The 19,316-nt window shown below is 62.9% G+C and carries 16 protein-coding genes; 7 read left to right on the top strand and 9 right to left on the bottom strand.

Annotation, left to right across the window (positions count from 1 at the left end; all coding sequences use genetic code 11):
* Window positions 1-276: 276 nt before the first annotated feature.
* Window positions 277-1,815, top strand: coding sequence for a DEAD/DEAH box helicase (locus AC0C6X_RS18960; protein ID WP_173517484.1), 1,539 nt, complete (start codon window positions 277-279; stop codon window positions 1,813-1,815).
* Window positions 1,816-1,925: 110 nt separating this feature from the next.
* On the opposite strand, the gene AC0C6X_RS18955 is transcribed toward AC0C6X_RS18960, so the two are convergent.
* From AC0C6X_RS18955 to AC0C6X_RS18945, 3 genes are all read right to left on the bottom strand, one after another.
* Complete coding sequence (locus AC0C6X_RS18955) at window positions 1,926-2,804, bottom strand: DMT family transporter (protein WP_472954605.1); 879 nt, start codon at window positions 2,802-2,804, stop codon at window positions 1,926-1,928.
* A gap of 184 nt (window positions 2,805-2,988) precedes the next feature.
* A complete protein-coding gene (locus AC0C6X_RS18950) occupies window positions 2,989-3,444 on the bottom strand; it encodes a GyrI-like domain-containing protein (protein ID WP_210266457.1) in 456 nt (151 codons plus the stop codon).
* A gap of 80 nt (window positions 3,445-3,524) precedes the next feature.
* Window positions 3,525-4,394 (bottom strand): LysR substrate-binding domain-containing protein, encoded by an 870-nt coding sequence (locus AC0C6X_RS18945; RefSeq protein WP_472954603.1) that lies wholly within the window; start codon window positions 4,392-4,394, stop codon window positions 3,525-3,527.
* An 81-nt stretch (window positions 4,395-4,475) separates the two neighbouring features.
* Here AC0C6X_RS18945 and AC0C6X_RS18940 point away from each other — a divergent pair, with 81 nt between their 5' ends.
* The 4 genes from AC0C6X_RS18940 (at window position 4,476) to AC0C6X_RS18925 (ending at window position 8,961) form a co-directional block, all read left to right on the top strand.
* Window positions 4,476-5,561: a YeiH family protein gene (locus tag AC0C6X_RS18940; RefSeq protein WP_472954601.1), complete on the top strand. Its 1,086-nt coding sequence runs from the start codon at window positions 4,476-4,478 to the stop codon at window positions 5,559-5,561.
* A 223-nt stretch (window positions 5,562-5,784) separates the two neighbouring features.
* Complete coding sequence (locus tag AC0C6X_RS18935) at window positions 5,785-7,179, top strand: circularly permuted type 2 ATP-grasp protein (protein ID WP_472954713.1); 1,395 nt, start codon at window positions 5,785-5,787, stop codon at window positions 7,177-7,179.
* Between the two features lie 3 nt (window positions 7,180-7,182).
* A complete protein-coding gene (locus AC0C6X_RS18930) occupies window positions 7,183-8,121 on the top strand; it encodes an alpha-E domain-containing protein (protein ID WP_173517488.1) in 939 nt (312 codons plus the stop codon).
* A 15-nt stretch (window positions 8,122-8,136) separates the two neighbouring features.
* Window positions 8,137-8,961, top strand: coding sequence for a transglutaminase family protein (locus AC0C6X_RS18925; RefSeq protein ID WP_472954598.1), 825 nt, complete (start codon window positions 8,137-8,139; stop codon window positions 8,959-8,961).
* Window positions 8,962-9,102: 141 nt separating this feature from the next.
* Here the strand turns inward: AC0C6X_RS18925 and araD are convergent, their stop codons facing one another.
* The 6 genes from araD to chvE form a co-directional block, all read right to left on the bottom strand.
* Window positions 9,103-10,848: an L-arabinonate dehydratase gene (gene araD, locus AC0C6X_RS18920; RefSeq protein WP_173517490.1), complete on the bottom strand. Its 1,746-nt coding sequence runs from the start codon at window positions 10,846-10,848 to the stop codon at window positions 9,103-9,105.
* A 54-nt stretch (window positions 10,849-10,902) separates the two neighbouring features.
* Window positions 10,903-12,336, bottom strand: a complete 1,434-nt coding sequence (locus tag AC0C6X_RS18915; RefSeq protein WP_472954596.1) for an aldehyde dehydrogenase family protein — start codon at window positions 12,334-12,336, stop codon at window positions 10,903-10,905.
* Window positions 12,337-12,403: 67 nt separating this feature from the next.
* Window positions 12,404-13,399: an AraD1 family protein gene (araD1, locus tag AC0C6X_RS18910; RefSeq protein ID WP_173517492.1), complete on the bottom strand. Its 996-nt coding sequence runs from the start codon at window positions 13,397-13,399 to the stop codon at window positions 12,404-12,406.
* Window positions 13,400-13,569: 170 nt separating this feature from the next.
* A complete protein-coding gene (gene mmsB, locus AC0C6X_RS18905; RefSeq protein ID WP_472954592.1) occupies window positions 13,570-14,778 on the bottom strand; it encodes a multiple monosaccharide ABC transporter permease in 1,209 nt (402 codons plus the stop codon).
* Window positions 14,778-16,313 carry a multiple monosaccharide ABC transporter ATP-binding protein gene (gene mmsA, locus AC0C6X_RS18900; protein ID WP_472954590.1) on the bottom strand — a complete coding sequence of 512 codons (1,536 nt, stop codon included), beginning with the start codon at window positions 16,311-16,313 and terminating at the stop codon, window positions 14,778-14,780. Before mmsA ends, mmsB begins: the two co-directional genes overlap by 1 nt.
* A 98-nt stretch (window positions 16,314-16,411) precedes the next feature.
* Window positions 16,412-17,479: a multiple monosaccharide ABC transporter substrate-binding protein gene (chvE, locus tag AC0C6X_RS18895; RefSeq protein WP_173517495.1), complete on the bottom strand. Its 1,068-nt coding sequence runs from the start codon at window positions 17,477-17,479 to the stop codon at window positions 16,412-16,414.
* Window positions 17,480-17,767: 288 nt separating this feature from the next.
* On the opposite strand from chvE, the gene AC0C6X_RS18890 reads away from it, so the two are divergent.
* Together AC0C6X_RS18890 and AC0C6X_RS18885 are read left to right on the top strand one after the other, a co-directional pair.
* Window positions 17,768-18,748, top strand: a complete 981-nt coding sequence (locus tag AC0C6X_RS18890) for a LysR family transcriptional regulator (protein WP_173517496.1) — start codon at window positions 17,768-17,770, stop codon at window positions 18,746-18,748.
* Window positions 18,749-18,866: 118 nt separating this feature from the next.
* Window positions 18,867-19,316 (top strand): hypothetical protein, encoded by a 450-nt coding sequence (locus tag AC0C6X_RS18885; protein ID WP_247958575.1) that lies wholly within the window; start codon window positions 18,867-18,869, stop codon window positions 19,314-19,316.

Here is a 19,316-nt window from a genome sequence, read left to right as displayed (position 1 = left end):
AAAAGATGCAGCTTGACTTTTTCGTCCAAACCAACGACATGGTGCCCAGCGTCACCTTCCGGCCGCCGCGTGAGCGCGCCCTCGGCAACCACTGAAAGCCGAGAAGAAGGTATAGCGCACCCATCGCCGCACTAGGCGGCATAGCATAGGCGCTTGACGACTTTCTTTAACCCACAAGTTCCCAATTCACGCGGGGTTCTTGACGCCGAACGACACCGGAACAGCAAGGATGCGGTTCCGGCGAATGCGTTTGGCGCCCCCAAAAGGTATATGCATTTGTCCACCTTTAAAGATCTCGGCCTCTCCCAGCACATTCTGGACACCCTGTCCGCCAACGGCTTCGAAAAACCGACGCCGATCCAGGCGCAGGCCATTCCGCAGGTGCTGAAGGGCAACGATCTCATCGGTCTCGCCCAGACCGGCACCGGCAAGACGGCCGCCTTCGGCCTGCCGATGATCGAAAAGCTCGTTGCCGAAGGAAGGCGCCCCGATCCTCGCAACATCCGCGCCCTCGTGCTCGCTCCGACCCGCGAACTGGTCAACCAGATCGCTGCCAACCTCAAGCTCTTCGTCAGGAAGTCTCCGCTGAAGATCGGCGTCGTCGTCGGTGGCGTCTCCATCAACAAGCAGACCGAACAGCTCGCCCGCGGCGTCGATATCCTGGTCGCAACACCGGGCCGCCTGCTCGACCTCGTCGCCCGCAAGGCTGTGACGCTGACGCAAGGGCGCTACCTCGTGCTCGACGAAGCCGACCAGATGCTCGACCTCGGCTTCATCCACGACCTGCGCAAGATCTCCAAGCTCGTGCCGAAGAACCGCCAGACGCTGCTGTTCTCGGCCACCATGCCGAAGCAGATCGCGGATCTCGCGGGTGAATATCTGACCAACCCGGTCAAGGTCGAGGTCACGCCTCCGGGCAAGGCCGCCGACAAGGTCGAGCAGTATGTGCACTTCGTGCCCGGCAAGGACCTGAAGACGCAGATCCTCAAGCAGTCGCTGACCGATAATCCGGACGGCCTGTCGCTGATCTTCAGCCGCACCAAGCATGGCGCCGAGAAGCTGATGAAGCATCTCGACCACGTCGGCTTCAAGGCCGCTTCGATCCACGGCAACAAGAGCCAGGGCCAGCGCGAGCGCGCGCTGAAGGCGTTCCGTGACGGCGAAATCCGCGTGCTGGTCGCAACCGACGTCGCCGCCCGCGGCATCGACATTCCCGGCGTCACCCACGTCTACAACTACGACCTGCCGGAAGTGCCCGACGCCTATGTTCACCGCATCGGCCGCACCGCCCGCGCCGGCCGCGACGGCATCGCGATCGCCTTCTGCGCCCCGGACGAAATCCGCCTGCTGCGTGACATCGAGAAGCTGATGGGCATCTCGATCGCCGTTGCCAGCGGCGAAGCGCCGGCCGACCAGGCTCGCGCCGCCAAGGGCCGCAGCGGCCGTGGCAATGGCCATCGCAAGGGCAACGGCGGCGGCCAGCATCAGAACGGCGGTCGCCCGCGTCGTGAACGCCCGGCCGGCGAACCAATTGCCGTTACCAGCGGCTTCACCGGCGATGACCTGCTGCGCGACGAACGCCGCCCGCAGAAGCAGGAGCGCCGCGACCATGGCCATCCGCAGAACGACGGCCGTGGCGAGGGTAACCGCAACCACGAAGGCAAGAAGCACCATGGTCGCCCCGGCCAGAAGCAGGGCGAACGGCGCGACCGCAACCATGGCGGCCGCAACGAAAACCGCGCTGGCGGCGAGCGCCGCGACGGTGGCCAGGGCATGCGCCGCGGCGCCGGTGGCAGCCGCGGCCACCAGGGCTGATCTCCGAAGATCATCGATACGGACGGCGGGTTGTTTCGGCCCGCCGTTTCAGTTTTTGGTTATTCGCGTGTGGTTATCGCAAAACCGCCGCACATTTTGGGCGACATGCTTTATGCCCGCTGTTTGCGGTTGGTGAGATAGACCCCGGCAACGGCGATCACCGTTCCGATGATCATCGGCAGGGTCAGCGCCTCGCCGAAGAAAATGGCCGCCTGCACGGCCGCAAGCGGCGGCACGAGATAGATCAGCGACGCCGCGCGCGACACCTGGCCACGCCGAATGAGATAGAGCAGCAGCGCGATCGCCCCCATCGAAAGCCCCAGCACCGACCAGGCGAGCGCCGCAACGACCTGAAGATTCCAGGTGACATGCAGGTCCTCCAGCAGCAGCGCCAGCGGGACTGTGACGATCAGCGCTCCGAGATATTGCAGCGCCGCGATGGTGCGGATATCGCCGCTCTGCAGATGGCGCTTCTGGTAGAGCGTGCCGTAGGTGACGGCGCCCATGCCGAGCACGTTGACGATGACGGGCAGGAGATGGATCGGCGTCGCGCCGGTATCGATCGCCAGCACCTTCGGCAGCACGGCGAGCGCTATGCCGAAGAAGCCGAGCACCAGCCCAAGCTTCTGTTGGGTCGTCAGTTTTTCGTCGATGACGAAGGCGGCGGCGACCGCCGTCATCAGCGGCTGCAGGCCGGCAATGATGCCGGAAATGCCGGCGGGCACGCCCTCGCCGATCGCCCACCAGACCGCCCCGAGATAAAGCCCATGCAGGAACATGCCCGACACCACGGCGTGACCCACTGTCGCCAGGGATTTCGGCCATCGGGCGCCGGTCGCGACACAGAACAGGATGAAGAGCGCGATCGCCAGCGTATAGCGCAGCACCAGAAAGGTCAGCGGATCGGCGTAAGCGGCCGCATATTTCGCGACGACCCAGCCGGTCGACCAGAGCAGAACGAAGATGGCGGGAGCCAGGCGGGCGAGCATGATGGGCCTATCAGGATGACGGTGGCAGACGGCAGAGCAGTGCAACGCGCCCTCCGGAATAGCTCCAAGCCGCTGTAACACTTTGATCTGCCGTTGATTTCGGCTCAAATCCCTGTGATTTGAGCACTCAAGCAGGTAGCCGCGACCCTGTTGATGGTCAAAACAATTTTTCTGATGGCAAGCATCAGCCAATCGGAACCATCAGCCGCAGCGAGGAAAGCGACAGCGAGACGAATCCGGGTTCGTACTCCTCGCGATAGTGCAGCAGGGCGGTATCGACTGCGTAGCCCTCGGCCGCAATCCAATCGAACATCTTCTGATAGTGCACGAAAGCGTCGCCGCTGTCCGGATGATGCAGGGCAGTGGCGAAGCGCATGGCCGGCAGGTCGACGTGCCCGGGGTGAATCGTTGTTTCGGCCTTGTCCGAGACATAGCCGACGAGGTAACGAAAGCCGTCCGGGCGATCGTTCCAGGAAAGACCGACCAAGGCCGCATGATCCCTGGGGTGAAGGCGTCGATGATGCCCTTGCACCTCGGTAATCAGCCGGCGCACGGCGCCATCGGCAGCCTCGACGAACGTGCCTTCCCAGAAGGCGCCGGCAATCCGCTGCGCGGGTCTTTCCACGATTTCGAATGCCATGATCACCTCTTCGAGTCGAGGATCTCTCAATTATCGACCGGTTACGTCGAATGGCAATCGTCGATGTGAACGGGCTTGCTTCAAAGCAGTTCCACGAAGGCGCGCGCCGCGCGGCTGAACTGCCTTTCACGATGCGTCAGCAGTTCGAAGCTGCGCTCCGCCAGTCCGAATGGCAGCTCGACCAGCCGGCCGCTGTCGACGAAGGGCTGGGCGGCAAGCCGGGAGACGGCCGTCACGAATGGACCGCTTTCGACAGCCGTCAACACCGCTTCGTTGGAAGGCAATTCGAGCTCGATCTTCACCCCCTCGAGGTCCGCTCCTTGATCAGCCATCGATTGCAGGAACATTGCCCGCGTACCAGACCCCTCTTCACGCAGCACCCAACGCGCCGCAAGCAGCATCGCCAGATTGACCGGGGCACCGACGAGCGGATGCGCGGGTGAAGCGTAGACCGCGATGCGATCGATCGCGACGCGGCGATGGTCGAGCTTGGCGCCATCGACGCGGCCCTCGACGAAGCCGAGCTGTGCGGTCCCCTCCTCCACTGCTTCGGCGACGACGGCCGTATTGCGCACGGTCAGCTTCACGTCGACCTGCGGATAGTCGTGAGTGAAGCGGGCGAGGCGCACCGGCAGCCAGTAGCTCGCAACCGTCTGGCTTGCGGCAATCGAGAGTTCGCCGCGGCGAAGCTGCGAGAGATCGTTGAGACAGGCAGTCGCTGCCGTCGCCCGGGCGAGGACCGCCCTCGCCTCCGGCAGGAACGCCTTGCCGGCATCCGTCAGCGCCAAGCCGCGGCCGACCCGATCGAACAACCGCACGTCGTGCTGGGTTTCGAGCGCGGCGATTGCAGCACTTGCCGCTGACTGGGTGACGTTCATCGCCTCGGCGGCTTTGGTCATGTGCAGGCGCTCGGCGACCGCGACGAAGATTCTAAGCTGATCGAGTGTCATGGCAGATCAATCTCAAAAATCGATCAGAATGACAAGAATAATCCGTTAGACTGATTCATGGATCGGCGTAGGTTGCGCGCCATGTCCAGATTGCATCCTACATTTCGCTTCACTTTTTCGTCCTCCATTTCCCGCCTGACGTGTATTCTTCCGGGACTATTCCTCTGCTGTCTCGTCGCGCTCGCGGCCATCGGCCTCGAATGGATCGAGTGGCGCTGGACAGGTCGGGCCTGGCTGGAGGCCCTTGTTCTTGCCATTCTTCTTGGCGCCGTCGTCCGCACCATCTGGACGCCCAGCGCCCGCTTCCTCTCCGGCATCCATTTCTCCGCCAAGGTTCTGCTGGAGACCGCGATCGTCTTGATCGGCGCCATGCTGAGCTTCGACGCGATCGCCGCGAGCGGGCCGACGCTGCTCGCTACCGTCGTCTCCATGGTGTTGCTGTCGATCTCGACCGGCTACCTGATCGCAAGGCTGCTCGGCCTGCCGAAACGCCTGGCGACACTGATCGCCTGCGGCAACGCCATCTGCGGCAACTCCGCCATCGCGGCCGTTGCCCCAGCGATCGGCGCCCGCGGCGAAGAGGTGGCAGCCGCCATCTCGTTTACCGCCATCCTCGGCATCGCCGTCGTCCTGTCTCTGCCCTTCGTCGGCGGCTGGCTCGGCATGACGCCGCAGGGCTACGGCGTCTTTGCCGGCATGACGGTCTACGCCGTACCGCAGGTGCTGGCCGCTGCCAGCCCTTTCAGTTCGCTCTCGGTCAAGGTCGGCACGCTCGTCAAGCTCATGCGTGTGCTGATGCTCGGCCCCATCGTCTTCTGTTTCTCGCTGATCGGCGGCCGCGATGCCGAGTCTGGATCCATGCCGGGCGAGCGCCGTGAAACGGGTTCGCGCCTCGCCACCGTCGCCCACTTCGTTCCCTGGTTCATCCTCGGTTTCCTGGCCGTCGCCATCGCCCGCAACAGCGGCGTAATCTCCGATCCGCTCGCGACAGGCGCCGTGAAGGCCTCCACCTGGCTGACCGTCATCGCCATGGCCGCACTCGGCCTCGAGGTCGACATCCGTACGCTCGCCAATGCCGGCCCGCGCGCCAGTGCCGCTGCCCTGCTCTCGCTCCTCGTTCTCTGCATTCTGTCGGCGCTCGCAATCGCCTGCCTGGGTCTCGGTTAGCCTCGAAACTCAAGTCCAATTTTAGGGCATGTGCACATTTTGTAGCCGTGCAGCCGCCGCAGCTTTTCGGCGGCTGCATCCCGCTGCCCGGTTGTTGGGCAGTTTCCCCGGCAAACAGGCGTCAATTTTCTTTTCAGGCGACTGAGCACGCTTCTTGCATTGCAACCAGCGTTGTACTCAAATGGTCAAAAATAAGGGGACCACGCCTTTGGCATTTGACGAAATGATGAATGCGGACAGCAGTCCGCGCCAGCCATATTCGACCTATCATGAATGGTATGCCAGCCAGGACAGAAATCGGCTCATAGCGAAATCCAAGGAAGCCGAGAACATATTCCGCAAAACCGGCATCACCTTCGCGGTCTACGGACACGCAGACAGCTCCGAAAAGCTCATCCCCTTCGATCTCATCCCCCGCATCATCTCCGGCCGCGAATGGCGCAAGCTGGCCCAGGGCATCGAACAGCGGGTCATCGCCCTCAACGCCTTTCTCGACGACATCTACCACAAGCAGGAAATCATCCGCGCCGGCCGCATCCCGCGCGAACTGATCGAGAGGAACGAAGCCTTCCTGCCGCAGATGATCGGCTTTAGGCCGCCGGGCGGCGTCTACACCCACATCGTCGGCACCGACATCGTGCGCACCGGCGAAGACCAGTTCTATGTGCTGGAGGACAATGCGCGCACACCGTCCGGCGTCAGCTACATGCTGGAAAACCGCGAAACGATGATGCAGATGTTCCCGGAACTCTTCCATCAGAACCGCGTGCGCCCGGTCGAGAACTACCCCTACCTGCTGCGCCAGAGCCTCGCTTCGCTCGCCCCTCCCGGCTGCAGCGGCAAGCCGCGCGTCGCGGTGCTGACGCCCGGTATCTACAACTCCGCCTTCTACGAACACGCCTTCCTCGCCGACATGATGGGCGTGGAACTCGTCGAGGGCTCGGATCTGCGCGTCATCGACGGCAAGGTGAAGATGCGTACGACCCGCGGCTACGAGGCGATCGACGTGCTCTACCGCCGCGTCGACGACGACTTCCTCGATCCGCTGACCTTCCGCCCGGATTCAGCACTCGGCATTCCCGGCATCATGGACGTCTACCGCGCCGGCAACATCACGATCGCCAATGCCCCAGGCACCGGGATTTCCGACGACAAGGCGATCTATTCCTACATGCCCGAGATCGTCGAGTTCTATACCGGCCGCAAGCCGCTCCTGGAAAACGTGCCCACCTGGCGCTGTTCCGAGCCGCAGAGCCTGAAATACGTGCTCGAACACCTGGGAGAGCTGGTGATCAAGGAAGTGCACGGTTCCGGCGGCTACGGCATGCTGGTCGGGCCGACGGCGACCAGGAAGGAGCGCGCCGTCTTCGCGGAAAAGCTGAAGAGCCGCCCCAACAACTACATCGCCCAGCCGACGCTTTCCCTTTCCACCGTGCCGATCCTCGTCAACAAGGGCATTGCGCCCCGGCACGTCGACCTTCGCCCCTATGTCCTCGTCTCCGACAAGGTGCAGATCATCCCCGGCGGCCTGACGCGCGTGGCGCTGAAGGCCGGTTCGCTGGTCGTGAATTCCAGCCAGGGCGGCGGGACCAAGGACACCTGGGTGCTGGAGGACTGAGAGATGCTGGGAAGAACTGCAAACGGCCTCTACTGGATGTTCCGCTACATCGAGCGCGCGGAAAACGGCGCCCGACTGATCGACGCCGGCCTGCGCATGTCGCTGACGCGCAGCGAAGCGAGCGAAGACGATTGGGACGGCGTGCTGCAAAGCGCCGGCGTGCGTGAAAACTATGACGAGGTGCACGACAAGCTGACGAGCATCGACGCGATCGACTTCCTGCTGCGCGACCGCGCCAATCCGTCGAGCGTGATGTCCTGCATCGAGGCAGGCCGCCACAACGCCCGCATGGTGCGCACCGCGCTCACCCGCGAAACCTGGGAAGCGACCAACGAATGCTACCTCGAGATGAAGGCGATGCTTTCCAAGAGGGCGCGCCCGACCGACATGCCGGAGATCATCGACACGATCAAGCGGCAAGCCGGCCTTATTCGCGGCGCCTTCCACGGCACGATGCTCCGAAACGAGATCTTCAACTTCTCGCGCATCGGCACCTTCATCGAGCGGGCCGACAACACCGCCCGGATCCTCGACGTGAAATACTACGTACTCCTGCCGGCGGTCGCCGCCGTCGGCTCGTCCATGGACAATGTGCAGTGGGAATCGATCCTGCGGTCGGTCTCGGCGCATCGCGCCTATGGCTGGGTCTATGATGCCGAGCTCCGGCCAGCCAACATCGCCGACTTCCTGATTTCCAATGGCCGCATGCCGCGCTCGCTTGCCTATTGCTACGAAAAGATCGCCAGCAACCTCGGCTATCTCGAGCGGGAATATGGCGAGCGCCACGCCGCCCACGACACGGCCGACCGCACGCTCGCATCGCTGCGCAGCCAGTCCATCAAGGACATCATGGACCAGGGTCTGCACGAATATCTCGAGGACTTCATCAGCCACAACAACCGTCTGGGACAGGAAATCTCCGACGGTTACCGGTTCTATTGAGTTCGGGAGGATGGCATGCACCTGAAGATCAGCCACACGACCGAATATCACTATGACGAGCCCGTGCAATACGCACTCCAGCGCCTGCGGTTGACGCCGTTGACCCAGCCTGGCCAGACCGTGCTCGGCTGGCAGACGCTCGTCGATGGCGCCGCGATCGAAGTGAGCTATGACGATCACTTCGGCAACCGGGTTCACCTGGTCAGCGTCGACGGCGACCGCGAGGCGATCCGCATCACGGCCTCGGGCGAGGTGCATACGGAGGACCGCGCCGGCGTCTTCGGTCCGCATCAGTCCTACGTGCCGCTGTGGCTCTATGCCCGCGAGACGCCTCTGACCAAGGCCGGCAAATTGATCCGGGAACTGGCGAAATCCGCCGAGGGCGACACCGATCTTGCCCGCATGCATGCGCTGATGGCGACGGTCCACGAGGCGGTGGAGTACAAGCCCGGCGAGACCCATGCGGAGACGACGGCCGAGGATGCGCTGGAAAGCGGCAGCGGCGTCTGCCAGGACCACGCCCATATCCTGATCGCGGCAGCGCGCTCGCTTGCCCTGCCGGCCCGCTACATCTCAGGCTATCTGATGATGGAGGGTCAGCCCGACCAGACGGCGAGCCACGCCTGGGCGGAAATTCATCTGAACGGACTGGGCTGGGTCGGCTTCGACGCCGCCAACAAGATTTGCCCCGACGACCGCTATGTCCGGATCGCCTCTGGCCTCTGCTACCGCGACGCCGCGCCCATATCGGGGCTGATCCATGGCGAAGCCAAGGAGACGCTCAAAGTATCGGTAACGGTCGAACAACAGCAGCAAAGCCAGAGTCAAAGCCAGTCATAGGGCCAGTCATAGGGCAAGTAACTTTCGCGATGGTGCGCCATCGAAGGCGCGCAAAGCTTGCGCACCCTTTCGACCGGTTGGATGAAATGGAAATGCCGCACCGACAAGCGGTGCGGCATTGCATTCCAGCAGCCAGAAAAATCAGTGACTGTCGCGGTTCATCGGAATTTCCGCGCCGCGCGGACCGACGAGGAAGTCCAGGTCCGCGCCGGTATCGGCCTGCATGACCGTCTTGACGTAGAGGCCGCCATAGCCGCCGGCAAGCGGCTTCACCGGCGACACCCAGGCTGCGCGACGGCGAGCCAGTTCCTCATCCGAAACCTCGAGGTGGATGGTGCGAGCCGGCACGTCGACGGCGATCATGTCGCCATTCTGCACGAGCGCCAGCGGACCGCCATCGGCCGCTTCCGGTGCGGTATGCAGGATGACCGTGCCATAGGCCGTGCCGGACATGCGCGCATCGGAAATGCGGATCATGTCGGTGATGCCCTTCTTCAGGACTTTCGGCGGCAGGCCCATATTGCCGACCTCGGCCATGCCGGGATAACCCTTCGGGCCGCAATACTTCAGCACCATGATGCAGGTCTCGTCGATATCGAGATCATCGCGATTGATGCGGGCGTGATAGTCCTCAATGCTCTCGAACACGACGGCACGGCCCTTGTGCTGCATCAGGTGCGGCGAAGCGGCGGACGGCTTCAGGACACAGCCCTTCGGCGCCAGATTGCCGCGCAGCACCGCGATGCCGCCGGACTTGGTCAGCGCCTTGTCGCGCGACACGATGACGTCGTCGTTGTAGTTCACCGCATCCTTGACGTCGTTCCAGATCGTATCGCCAGTGACGGTCAGCGCCTCCTTGTGCAAGAGGCCCATTTCGCCGACGGCCTTGATCACGACCGGAAGGCCACCGGCGTAGTAGAACTCCTCCATCAGGTATTTGCCCGACGGCTGCAGGTTGACGATCGTCGGCACGTCGCGGCCGAGGCGATCCCAGTCGTCGAGCGTCAGGTCGACGCCGATGCGGCCGGCAAGCGCCAGGAGGTGGAGCACGGCGTTGGTCGAGCCGCCGACGGCGCCGTTGACGCGGATGGCATTTTCGAAGGCTTGCTTCGTCAGGATGTCGGAGGGCTTCAGGTCCTCCTTGACCATCTCAACGATGCGGCGGCCGGAAAGCTGCGAGATCACCCGCCGACGTGCGTCGACCGCGGGGATTGCCGCATTGCCGGGCAGCGTCATTCCCAATGCTTCCGCCATCGAGGCCATGGTGGAAGCGGTGCCCATGGTCATGCAGCTTCCGGCCGAGCGGGCCATGCCCTGCTCTGCATCCATGAACTCGGCCAGCGACATCTCGCCGGATTTCACCATTTCCGAGAATTGCCAGATCGCCGTGCCGGAACCGACGTCCTTGCCGCGCCACTTGCCGTTCAGCATCGGGCCGCCGGAGACGAGGATGACCGGGATATCGACGCTGGCAGCCCCCATCAGCAGGCTCGGCGTGGTCTTGTCACAGCCGCCGAGCAGCACGACGCCATCGACCGGATTGCCGCGGATCGCCTCTTCCACGTCCATCGCCGCAAGATTGCGGAACATCATCGCCGTCGGGCGCAGCGTGCTTTCGCCGACGGAGAAGACCGGAAACTCGACCGGGAAGCCGCCCGCCTCGTAGACTCCACGCTTCACCCGCTCGGCAAGGTCACGCAGATGCGCGTTGCACGGCGTCAGCTCCGACCAGGTATTACAGATGCCGATGATCGGCCGCCCGTCGAACGTATCGGCGGGCAGGCCCTGGTTCTTCATCCAGGAGCGATGCATGATGGCATTCTTGCCCGTACCGCCGAACCACTCCTGGGAACGGAGCCGGCGTGGCCACTCAGCTTTCTTCTTCATCTTTTCCTTCCTTGAGCAGCCCGCGCAGATCACGCGGGCCCTGCACGGCTTCCCTTAAGCCAGGGTGTAGGCCGTCTTGACGGTGGTGTAGAACTCGGCGGCATAGCGTCCCTGCTCGCGCGAGCCGTAGGACGAGCCCTTGCGGCCGCCGAAGGGCACGTGGAAGTCGACGCCGGCGGTCGGCAGGTTGACCATCACCATGCCGGCTTCGGCATTGCGCTTGAAATGGGTCGCGTGCTTGAGGCTAGTAGTGGCGATGCCGGAGGACAGGCCGAAGGGCGTGTCGTTGGCGACGGCGAGCGCTTCGTCGTAATCCCTGACGCGGATGACGGCGGCGACCGGCCCAAAGATCTCTTCCCGGCTGATGCGCATCGCGTTCGTCGCCTCGGTGAACAGCGCCGGCTGCAAATAGAAGCCGGGCGTGTCGCGCTTCAGAAGCTCGCCGCCGAAGGCCAGCTTCGCGCCTTCCTGCTTGCCGATGGCGATGTAGTCGGTGTCCTGGTTGAGCTGGCTCTCGTCGACCACCGGGCCGATATGGGTGCCGGCCTTCAACGCATCGTCGATCGTCAGCCCCTTCATCCGTTCGCCCATCGCCGCCACGAAACGATCGTGAATGCCTTCGGTGACGATGATGCGCGAGGACGCGGTGCAGCGCTGGCCGGTGGAGAAGAAGGCGGAATTGACCGCCGCCTCGACCGCCACCGACAGATCGGCGTCGTCGAGCACGACGAAGGGGTTCTTGCCGCCCATCTCCAGCTGGTACTTGCGATTGTGCTCGACGGAGGCGGCAGCGACGCGCTTGCCGGTGCCGACCGAGCCGGTGAAGGTGATGGCGTGGATATCCGGGCTGTCGAGCATCGCTTGGCCGACGACCGAGCCCTTGCCCATGACGAGGTTCAAGACCCCCTTCGGCAGGCCGGCGCGATGGAGGATGTCGACGATCGCCCAGGAACTGCCGGGCACCAACTCGGCCGGCTTGAAGACGACGGTGTTGCCGTAGCAGAGCGCCGGGGCGATCTTCCAGGCGGGAATGGCGATCGGGAAGTTCCAGGGCGTGATGATGCCGACGACGCCGACCGGCTCGCGGGTGATCTCGACGCCGATATTGGGCCGGGCGGACGGCAGGACTTCGCCGGCCAGGCGCAGGCACTCGCCGGCGAAGAAGTCGAAGATCTGGCCGGCGCGCACGGTCTCGCCGATGCCTTCGACCAGCGTCTTACCTTCCTCGCGCGACAGAAGCTTTCCGAGCTCGTCCTTGCGGGCGAGGATCTCGTCGGCGGTCTTCCTCAGGATCGCATGGCGCTCGAGGATGCCGGAGCGCGACCAGGCGGGAAACGCCGCCTTGGCCGCCGCGATCGCCGCGCGCGCATCGTCAGCCGAGGCGCGGGCATATTCGCCCACCACGTCATTGGTGTTCGACGGGTTGATGTTGGCAACCCCGTCACCGCCGACCCACTCGCCGGCAATCAGGTTCTGGTGCAACGTCATAGGCTTCGAGCCTCCTTGATAAAGGCGCTTGACCGTTCCTCGTGAACGGTCGCGCTTAGGAGATGTGTCAGAGCTGGCTTATGGCGACCTGTTCTTCCGCGGCGATGGCAAGGGCGTTGCGGAGCGGAAGGCCGAAGCCCGACGCCTCGATCTCGAACACGTCACCTTCCTCGGTGCGAATGCCGTCGCCGAAGGAAAGCGTCGCCGTCCCGAACATGTGAACGTGGATATCACCCGGCTGGCGGAACAGTTCGTACTTGAAATGATGATGCTCGAGATTGGCGAAACTGTGCGACATGTTGGCTTCGCCAGACAGGAACGGTTTCTCCCACAGCACCTTGCCGCCACGCAGGATCCGGGACATGCCGCGGATATCTTCCGGTGCTGCGCCGACGCGGATTTCCGGACCGAAGCTCGCCTGCCGCAGCTTCGAATGCGCCAGCCAGAGATAGTTGACCCGCTCGGTCTTGTGGTCGGAGAATTCGTTGGCGACGGCAAAACCGATGCGGAACGGCACGCCCTTGTCGGAGATCACGTAGATGCCGGCCATTTCCGGCTCTTCACCCCCATCCTCCGCGAAGGAGGGCGAGACGAGCGGAGCACCGGGGGCCACGGCGCTGGTGCCGTTACCCTTGTAGAACCATTCCGGCTGCACGCCGATCTCGCCGGCCTTCGGCTTGCCGCCTTCGAGCCCCATGCGGAACATCTTCATCGAGTCGGTCAGCGTTTCCTCGGCCGCCTCGCTCGTCTTCTTGTGCATGGCGTCGCGGGTCGCGGCGGAGCCGAGATGGGTGAGGCCCGTGCCGGTCAGGTGCAGATGCGCCGGATCCGGATGGGTGATCGGCGGCAGGAAGCGTCCCTCCGCATAGGCCTTGTCGAGATCGACGGTCGCCCCGAGACCCTTGGCCTCTATCGTCTCCTTCAGGCTGCGCCCGGCATTGGCCGCTTCCATCGCCAGGGAATAGACGCTTGCAGCGCCCTTGATCGCATGCGCGGTTTCGCCGGGCAAACGCACCGCAACCGTTATCGATCCGTCTTCGTTCCTGATCTGCGAAATCAGCACGATCCTGTCCTTCCTGTCGTCGTTCGGGTCGCAGTTTTCGCCTTCTCAAGGCAAAAGCGTCCCCGTGGGTGACTTTCACCACCCAATTCCAGCGGGCCAATCCGCCGATCCTGGCAACCGCGGCTGCCGGTGAATGTTACTGGTTCGCGTCGGGTCTTATGGCTTTCGGCTCAACCCTTGTTCTTGTTGTAGACATCGAAGAAGACGGCAGCGAGCAGGACGAGACCCTTGATCAGCTGCTGGTAGTCGATGCCGATGCCCATGATCGACATGCCGTTGTTCATCACGCCCATGATGAAGGCGCCGATCACCGCGCCGATGATCTTGCCGACACCGCCGGATGCCGAGGCGCCGCCAATGAAGCAGGCCGCGATGACGTCAAGCTCGAAGCCGACACCGGCCTTCGGCGTTGCCGAGTTGAGGCGGGCGGTGATGATCATGCCGGCAAGTGCCGCCAGCACGCCCATGTTGACGAAGGTGTAAAAGGTCAGCCGCTCGGTATTGATGCCCGAGAGCTTGGTCGCCTTGACGTTGCCGCCCATGGCATAGATGCGGCGGCCGATCGTCGAGCGCGTGGTGATGAAGGTGTAGAGCGCGATGAGAACGGCCATGGCGATCAGCACGTTCGGCAGGCCGCGGTAGGTCGCAAGCTGGAAACCGATGAACAACGCCACGGCGGCGATCACCGCCATCTGCACCGCGAAGAAGACGAAGGGCTCGTTCTCCGTGCCGTGCTGCTCGTTGATCTTGCGGTCGCGAAGCCCCGCGTAGATCGCGTAGCCGACGAGCGCGATGACCGCGATGAGTGCCACCACGTTCTGAATGGTCTCGGGTGCCGGATTGAGGAAATTGAGGAAATCCGGAACGAAGCCGGTCGACAGCAGCTGGAACTCCTTCGGGAACGGGCCGATCGGGCGGCCGCCGAGCACGACATAGGTGAGCCCGCGGAAAACCAGCATGCCGGCAAGCGTGACGATGAAAGACGGGATCTTCTGGTAGGCAACCCAATAGCCCTGGGCCGCCCCCATGATGCCGCCGACGATCAGACAGGCCGGGATGACGACAAAGGCCGGCAGACCCCACTTGACCAGCATGATCGCCGAAATCGCCCCGATGAAGGCGACGATCGACCCGACCGACAGATCGATATGGCCGGCGACGATGATCAGCAGCATGCCAAGCGCCATGATGACGATGAACGAGTTCTGCAGCACCAGGTTGGTGATGTTGACCGGCTTGAACAGCACGCCGTCGGTCACGAACTGGAAGAACAGCATGATCACGACAAGCGCGACGAGCAGGCCGTATTCGCGGATATTGTTCTTGAGATAGTCCCCGATCGAGGGCTTGTTGGTTTGGGTGCTCGTATCGGCGACCATTAGTGTTTCTCCCCTGAACGCATGATGGCACGCATGATGGATTCCTGGCTCGCCTCCGCCTTCGAGAGCTCGGCGACGATGCGGCCCTCATTCATGACGTAGATGCGATCACAGGTTCCAAGCAGCTCCGGCATTTCCGATGATATCATCAGAATGCCTTTACCCTCGGCGGCAAGTTGGTTGATGATGGAGTAGATCTCATATTTCGCGCCGATATCGATACCGCGTGTCGGCTCGTCGAGTATGAGAACTTCCGGATTGGTGAACAGCCATTTGGACAGCACGACCTTCTGCTGGTTGCCGCCCGAAAGGTTGACCGTTTCCTGATAGATCGAGTGCGAACGGATGCGCAGCTTCGAGCGATAGTCGGAGGCGACCTTCGCTTCCTTGCGGTCGTCGATGACCCCGTTCGAGGCAACCGCCTTCAGGTTGGAGAGCGTCGTGTTCTCCTTGATGTTGTTGATCAGCACGAGGCCGAGTTGCTTGCGGTCCTCGGTGACGTAAGCGAGACCCGCATCGATCGCCCGCGGAATGGTGCTGACATCGACGGGCTTGCCGCGCATCGTCACCTCGCCGGTGATCTTGTGGCCCCAGGACTTGCCGAAGAGGCTCATCGCCGTTTCGGTGCGCCCTGCGCCCATCAGCCCGGCGATGCCGACGACCTCGCCGGCGCGCACGGTGAAATTGACGTCATGCAGGAACTGCCGGTCGCGGTGATGCTGGTGGAAGACATTCCAGTTCTTCACCTCCAGCAACGTCTCGCCGATATTCGGCTCGCGCGGCGGATAACGGTCTTCCATGGCACGGCCGACCATGCCCTTGATGATCCGGTCTTCGCCGATGTCTTCGCTGTGACAGTCGAGCGTCTCGACCGTGCCGCCGTCGCGCAGGATGGTGATCTGGTCGGCGACCTGCCGGATCTCATTCAGCTTGTGCGAAATGATGATCGAGGTCATGCCCTGCGTGCGAAACTCCACCAGGAGCTTCAGCAGCGCATCGGAATCGGTTTCGTTGAGCGAGGCGGTCGGCTCGTCGAGGATCAGCAGCCGCACCTTCTTCGATAGCGCCTTGGCGATCTCGACCAGCTGTTGCTTGCCGACGCCGATGTCGGTGATGAGCGTTGCCGGGGATTCGCTCAAGCCCACCTTCTTCAGGAGCTCCTGCGTGCGGGCGAAGGTCTGCGGCCAGTGGATCACGCCGTTGCTGGCGATCTCGTTGCCGAGGAAGATGTTCTCGGCGATCGAAAGCAGCGGCACCAGCGCCAGTTCCTGGTGGATGATGATGATGCCGAGGTCTTCGCTGTCGGAAATCGTCGAGAAGCGGCGGGCTTCGCCGTCATAGTAGATCTCGCCGTCATAGGTGCCGGCGGGATAGACGCCGCTCAGCACCTTCATCAGCGTCGACTTGCCGGCGCCGTTTTCGCCGACGAGTGCGTGAATTTCACCTTCGCGGACCTTGAAGCTGACATTGTCCAGCGCCTTGACGCCCGGAAACGTCTTGGTGATGCCACGCATTTCAAGAATGATATTGTCCATGTTCAGTCATTCCAGCGGCAGTCTGCGAGAGAGTACCGGCTCCGTCATCTGGATAAAAGGGGTCCGCGCCGTCGCGCGGGCCCCCATGCTCAAAAAGATCAGTTGTTGATCTGGTCTTCGGTGTAGTAGCCCGAGCTGACGAGCACGTCCTTGACGTTGGACTTGTCGACGGCAACCGGCTTCAAGAGGTAGGACGGAACGACCTTGACGCCGTTTTCATAGGTCTTGGTGTCGTTCACTTCCGGCTCCTTGCCGTCCATGATCGCATTGACCATGCCGACGGTGACCTTTGCCAGTTCGCGCGTATCCTTGAAGATCGACGAATACTGTTCGCCGGCGAGGATCGACTTGACCGACGGCAGTTCCGCGTCCTGACCGGTGACAACCGGCATCGGCATGTCGCCCGAGCCGTAGCCGACGCCCTTCAGCGCCGAGATGATGCCGATCGAGAGGCCGTCATAGGGCGAGAGCACGCCATCGACCTTGGCATCGGTGTAGTTCGACGACAGCAGGTTTTCCATGCGGGCCTGGGCAACCGCACCGTCCCAACGCAGCGTGCCGACCTGGTCCATGCCCTTCTGGCCGGACTTGACGACGATCTTGCCGCTGTCGATCAGCGGCTGCAGGACCGACATCGCGCCGTCATAGAAGAAGAAGGCGTTGTTGTCGTCCGGCGAACCACCGAAGAGCTCGATGTTCTTGGGCTCGGTCGCACCGTCGAGCTTGAGGCCCTGGACCAGCGACGTCGCCTGCTGCACGCCGACCTGGAAGTTGTCGAAGGTGGCGTAGTAGTCGACGTTGCCCGAGTCGCGGATCAGACGGTCATAGGCAATAACCTTGACGCCTGCGTCATGGGCCTTCTGCAGGATGTCGGAAAGCGTCGTGCCGTCGATGGCGCCGATGACGAGAACCTTGGCACCCTTGGTCACCATGTTCTCGATCTGGGCGAGCTGGTTCGGAATGTCGTCGTCAGCGAACTGCAGGTCCGGGGTGTAGCCGGCTTCCTTGAACAGCTTCTCCATCGTCTCGCCGTCGGAAATCCAGCGGGTCGACGTCTTCGTCGGCATGGAAATGCCGACCGTGCCCTTGTCCTGCGCAAATACCGGCGCAGCGAAGGACGCGATCGAAATCGCAGCGGCTGCGAGAAGCGAAGTCATCAATTTCATCAGTTCTCTCCCAAAAAAGTTGAAGCCGGCAGGCAGAGCCTTTCCGTCTATGCGCAGTAATCCACCGCCCGAGATCTTCGTCCCTGGCTGCGGATCAAGGTGAAGGAGAGGCCTCCCCGCCTCGCATGCTCCCACATGCGCTGGCACATGGGTGAAAACTGGAATCAAAACATATAACTGTCAAATACAATATCGCTTTGAATGCATACCAAAAATGATATAGCACCTGCAAACAGTGTGATTTTTGAAAATCCTTGAAAACCAAGGGGAAAATGAAGGAGGCTGAGAATGCGCGACCAGAAGCCCGGCACCGCCGGCACGACCGGCGAACTCTTCGATTCGGCGCTCTTCCGTTCCGGCCTGAAGATCAGCCACCTGCGGCTGATTCTCGCGATCGACGATCACCGGCGCATCAGCGCCGCGGCCGAAGCCCTTGGAATCTCGCAGCCGGCGGCCTCGCGCATGCTGTCGGAAATCGAGACTATGCTGAAGGCGCCGGTCTGCGAACGCGTCGCCCGCGGCGTCGAACTGACGCCCTATGGCGAGGCGCTGGCGCGGCGCGCGCGCACGATCTTTCTGGAGCTTCGGGAGGCCTCGCGCGAAATCAGCGAACTCAAGACCGGCAGCGGCGGCTCGGTCTCGCTGGGCTCGGTCACCGGCCCGGCGCTCAACCTCGCGGTCCCCGCAATTCGCCAGGTGATCACCGCCTATCCCGGCATCGAAATCAACGTCCAGATCGAAAACAGCAACGTGCTGGCGAGGGAACTGCTCGCCGCGCGGCACGACTTCATCATCGGGCGCATCCCCGACGACCAGCCGCCGCGGCTCTTCAACATGGTGGAAATCGGCTACGAGGAGGTCTGCCTGATCGTGCGTGACGGCCATCCGCTGCTTGACAAGCCCGTGGTCGGCGCCGAGGACCTGCCCTCCTATGACTGGGTGTTCCAGCCGCCGGGCACGCTGCTCAGACGCGCGGTCGAGGACAGCTTCGTGTCCGCCGGCGTCAGGCTGCCGGCAACCGTGATCAACACCTCGTCGATCATCCTGACGCTGTCCATCGTGCGCAACACCAATGCGATCGCGCCGGTGGCGCTCGACGTCGCCAACCTGATTGCCGGCAATCGTACGCCGGCCGGAGAAATCCGCATCCTCAAGACCGAAATCCCGATCCGCATCAAGCCCTACGGGCTGATCACGGCGGAGGGACGCGCACTGCCGCCAAGCGCCAAACTGCTCTACGACCTCATCCTGAAGCAGGGACGAGCATGACCCGCCCGGCATGATCAAAGTGATCAGCCCCGCATCATCGAATGATCAGCCCGGCATGATCAGATGATCAGCCCGGGATAATCTCCGGCTGCCATGGTGCGCCTCCATTGGAGGCGTCATGTTTGGAATGTCAGTCTTTCAGTCAGTGCTCGAGCGGCTGAAAGAGGAAGAGGATAGCGAACCTGCACCGGCCGAAGCGACGCGTGTCGCCACGCCCTATGCCCCGGCGTTCGACAGCAGCTTTGCCGCCGAAAGCATTGGCCTGGCTTCCTTCGGCGCGGTCGAGCGCGCCTATCTCGACGCATCTTTCGTGGAACCGCCGCCCCCGCCCGTCATGCCCGACTTTCTCAGCCGCACGAGCCTTGCGGAGGTCGCCGAGGAACTGGCGCTCGCAGACGACGAAACGCACGTGACGCTTGCTGCGAAGCGGCGGGCATTCGCTGCCCTGAACCACCCGGACCGGATACCGGCTGCCTTCCGCACCAATGCGACCGTGCGGATGAAACTCGCCAACATGCTGATCGACGAAGCCTCTCGGCAGGTGCGTGCGACCAGTCCGGGCCCCTGA

The organism is Ensifer sp. VA4 (assembly GCF_055710065.1).
The sequence above is the reverse complement of the archived record's forward strand: the minus strand, read 5'-3'. Positions and strand labels throughout refer to the sequence as shown.

Excerpts from the sequence above, each read along its gene's own strand:
- AC0C6X_RS18935 (WP_472954713.1), top strand. The coding sequence starts at position 5,785 with ATGATGAATGCGGACAGCAGTCCGCGCCAGCCATATTCGACCTATCAT.
- chvE (WP_173517495.1), bottom strand. The coding sequence starts at position 17,479 with ATGAAATTGATGACTTCGCTTCTCGCAGCCGCTGCGATTTCGATCGCG.
- AC0C6X_RS18940 (WP_472954601.1), top strand. The coding sequence starts at position 4,476 with ATGTCCAGATTGCATCCTACATTTCGCTTCACTTTTTCGTCCTCCATT.
- AC0C6X_RS18915 (WP_472954596.1), bottom strand. The coding sequence starts at position 12,336 with ATGACGTTGCACCAGAACCTGATTGCCGGCGAGTGGGTCGGCGGTGAC.
- AC0C6X_RS18950 (WP_210266457.1), bottom strand. The coding sequence starts at position 3,444 with ATGGCATTCGAAATCGTGGAAAGACCCGCGCAGCGGATTGCCGGCGCC.
- mmsA (WP_472954590.1), bottom strand. The coding sequence starts at position 16,313 with ATGGACAATATCATTCTTGAAATGCGTGGCATCACCAAGACGTTTCCG.
- araD (WP_173517490.1), bottom strand. The coding sequence starts at position 10,848 with ATGAAGAAGAAAGCTGAGTGGCCACGCCGGCTCCGTTCCCAGGAGTGG.
- mmsB (WP_472954592.1), bottom strand. The coding sequence starts at position 14,778 with ATGGTCGCCGATACGAGCACCCAAACCAACAAGCCCTCGATCGGGGAC.
- AC0C6X_RS18890 (WP_173517496.1), top strand. The coding sequence starts at position 17,768 with ATGCGCGACCAGAAGCCCGGCACCGCCGGCACGACCGGCGAACTCTTC.
- AC0C6X_RS18885 (WP_247958575.1), top strand. The coding sequence starts at position 18,867 with ATGTTTGGAATGTCAGTCTTTCAGTCAGTGCTCGAGCGGCTGAAAGAG.
- AC0C6X_RS18955 (WP_472954605.1), bottom strand. The coding sequence starts at position 2,804 with ATGCTCGCCCGCCTGGCTCCCGCCATCTTCGTTCTGCTCTGGTCGACC.
- AC0C6X_RS18925 (WP_472954598.1), top strand. The coding sequence starts at position 8,137 with ATGCACCTGAAGATCAGCCACACGACCGAATATCACTATGACGAGCCC.
- AC0C6X_RS18945 (WP_472954603.1), bottom strand. The coding sequence starts at position 4,394 with ATGACACTCGATCAGCTTAGAATCTTCGTCGCGGTCGCCGAGCGCCTG.
- AC0C6X_RS18930 (WP_173517488.1), top strand. The coding sequence starts at position 7,183 with ATGCTGGGAAGAACTGCAAACGGCCTCTACTGGATGTTCCGCTACATC.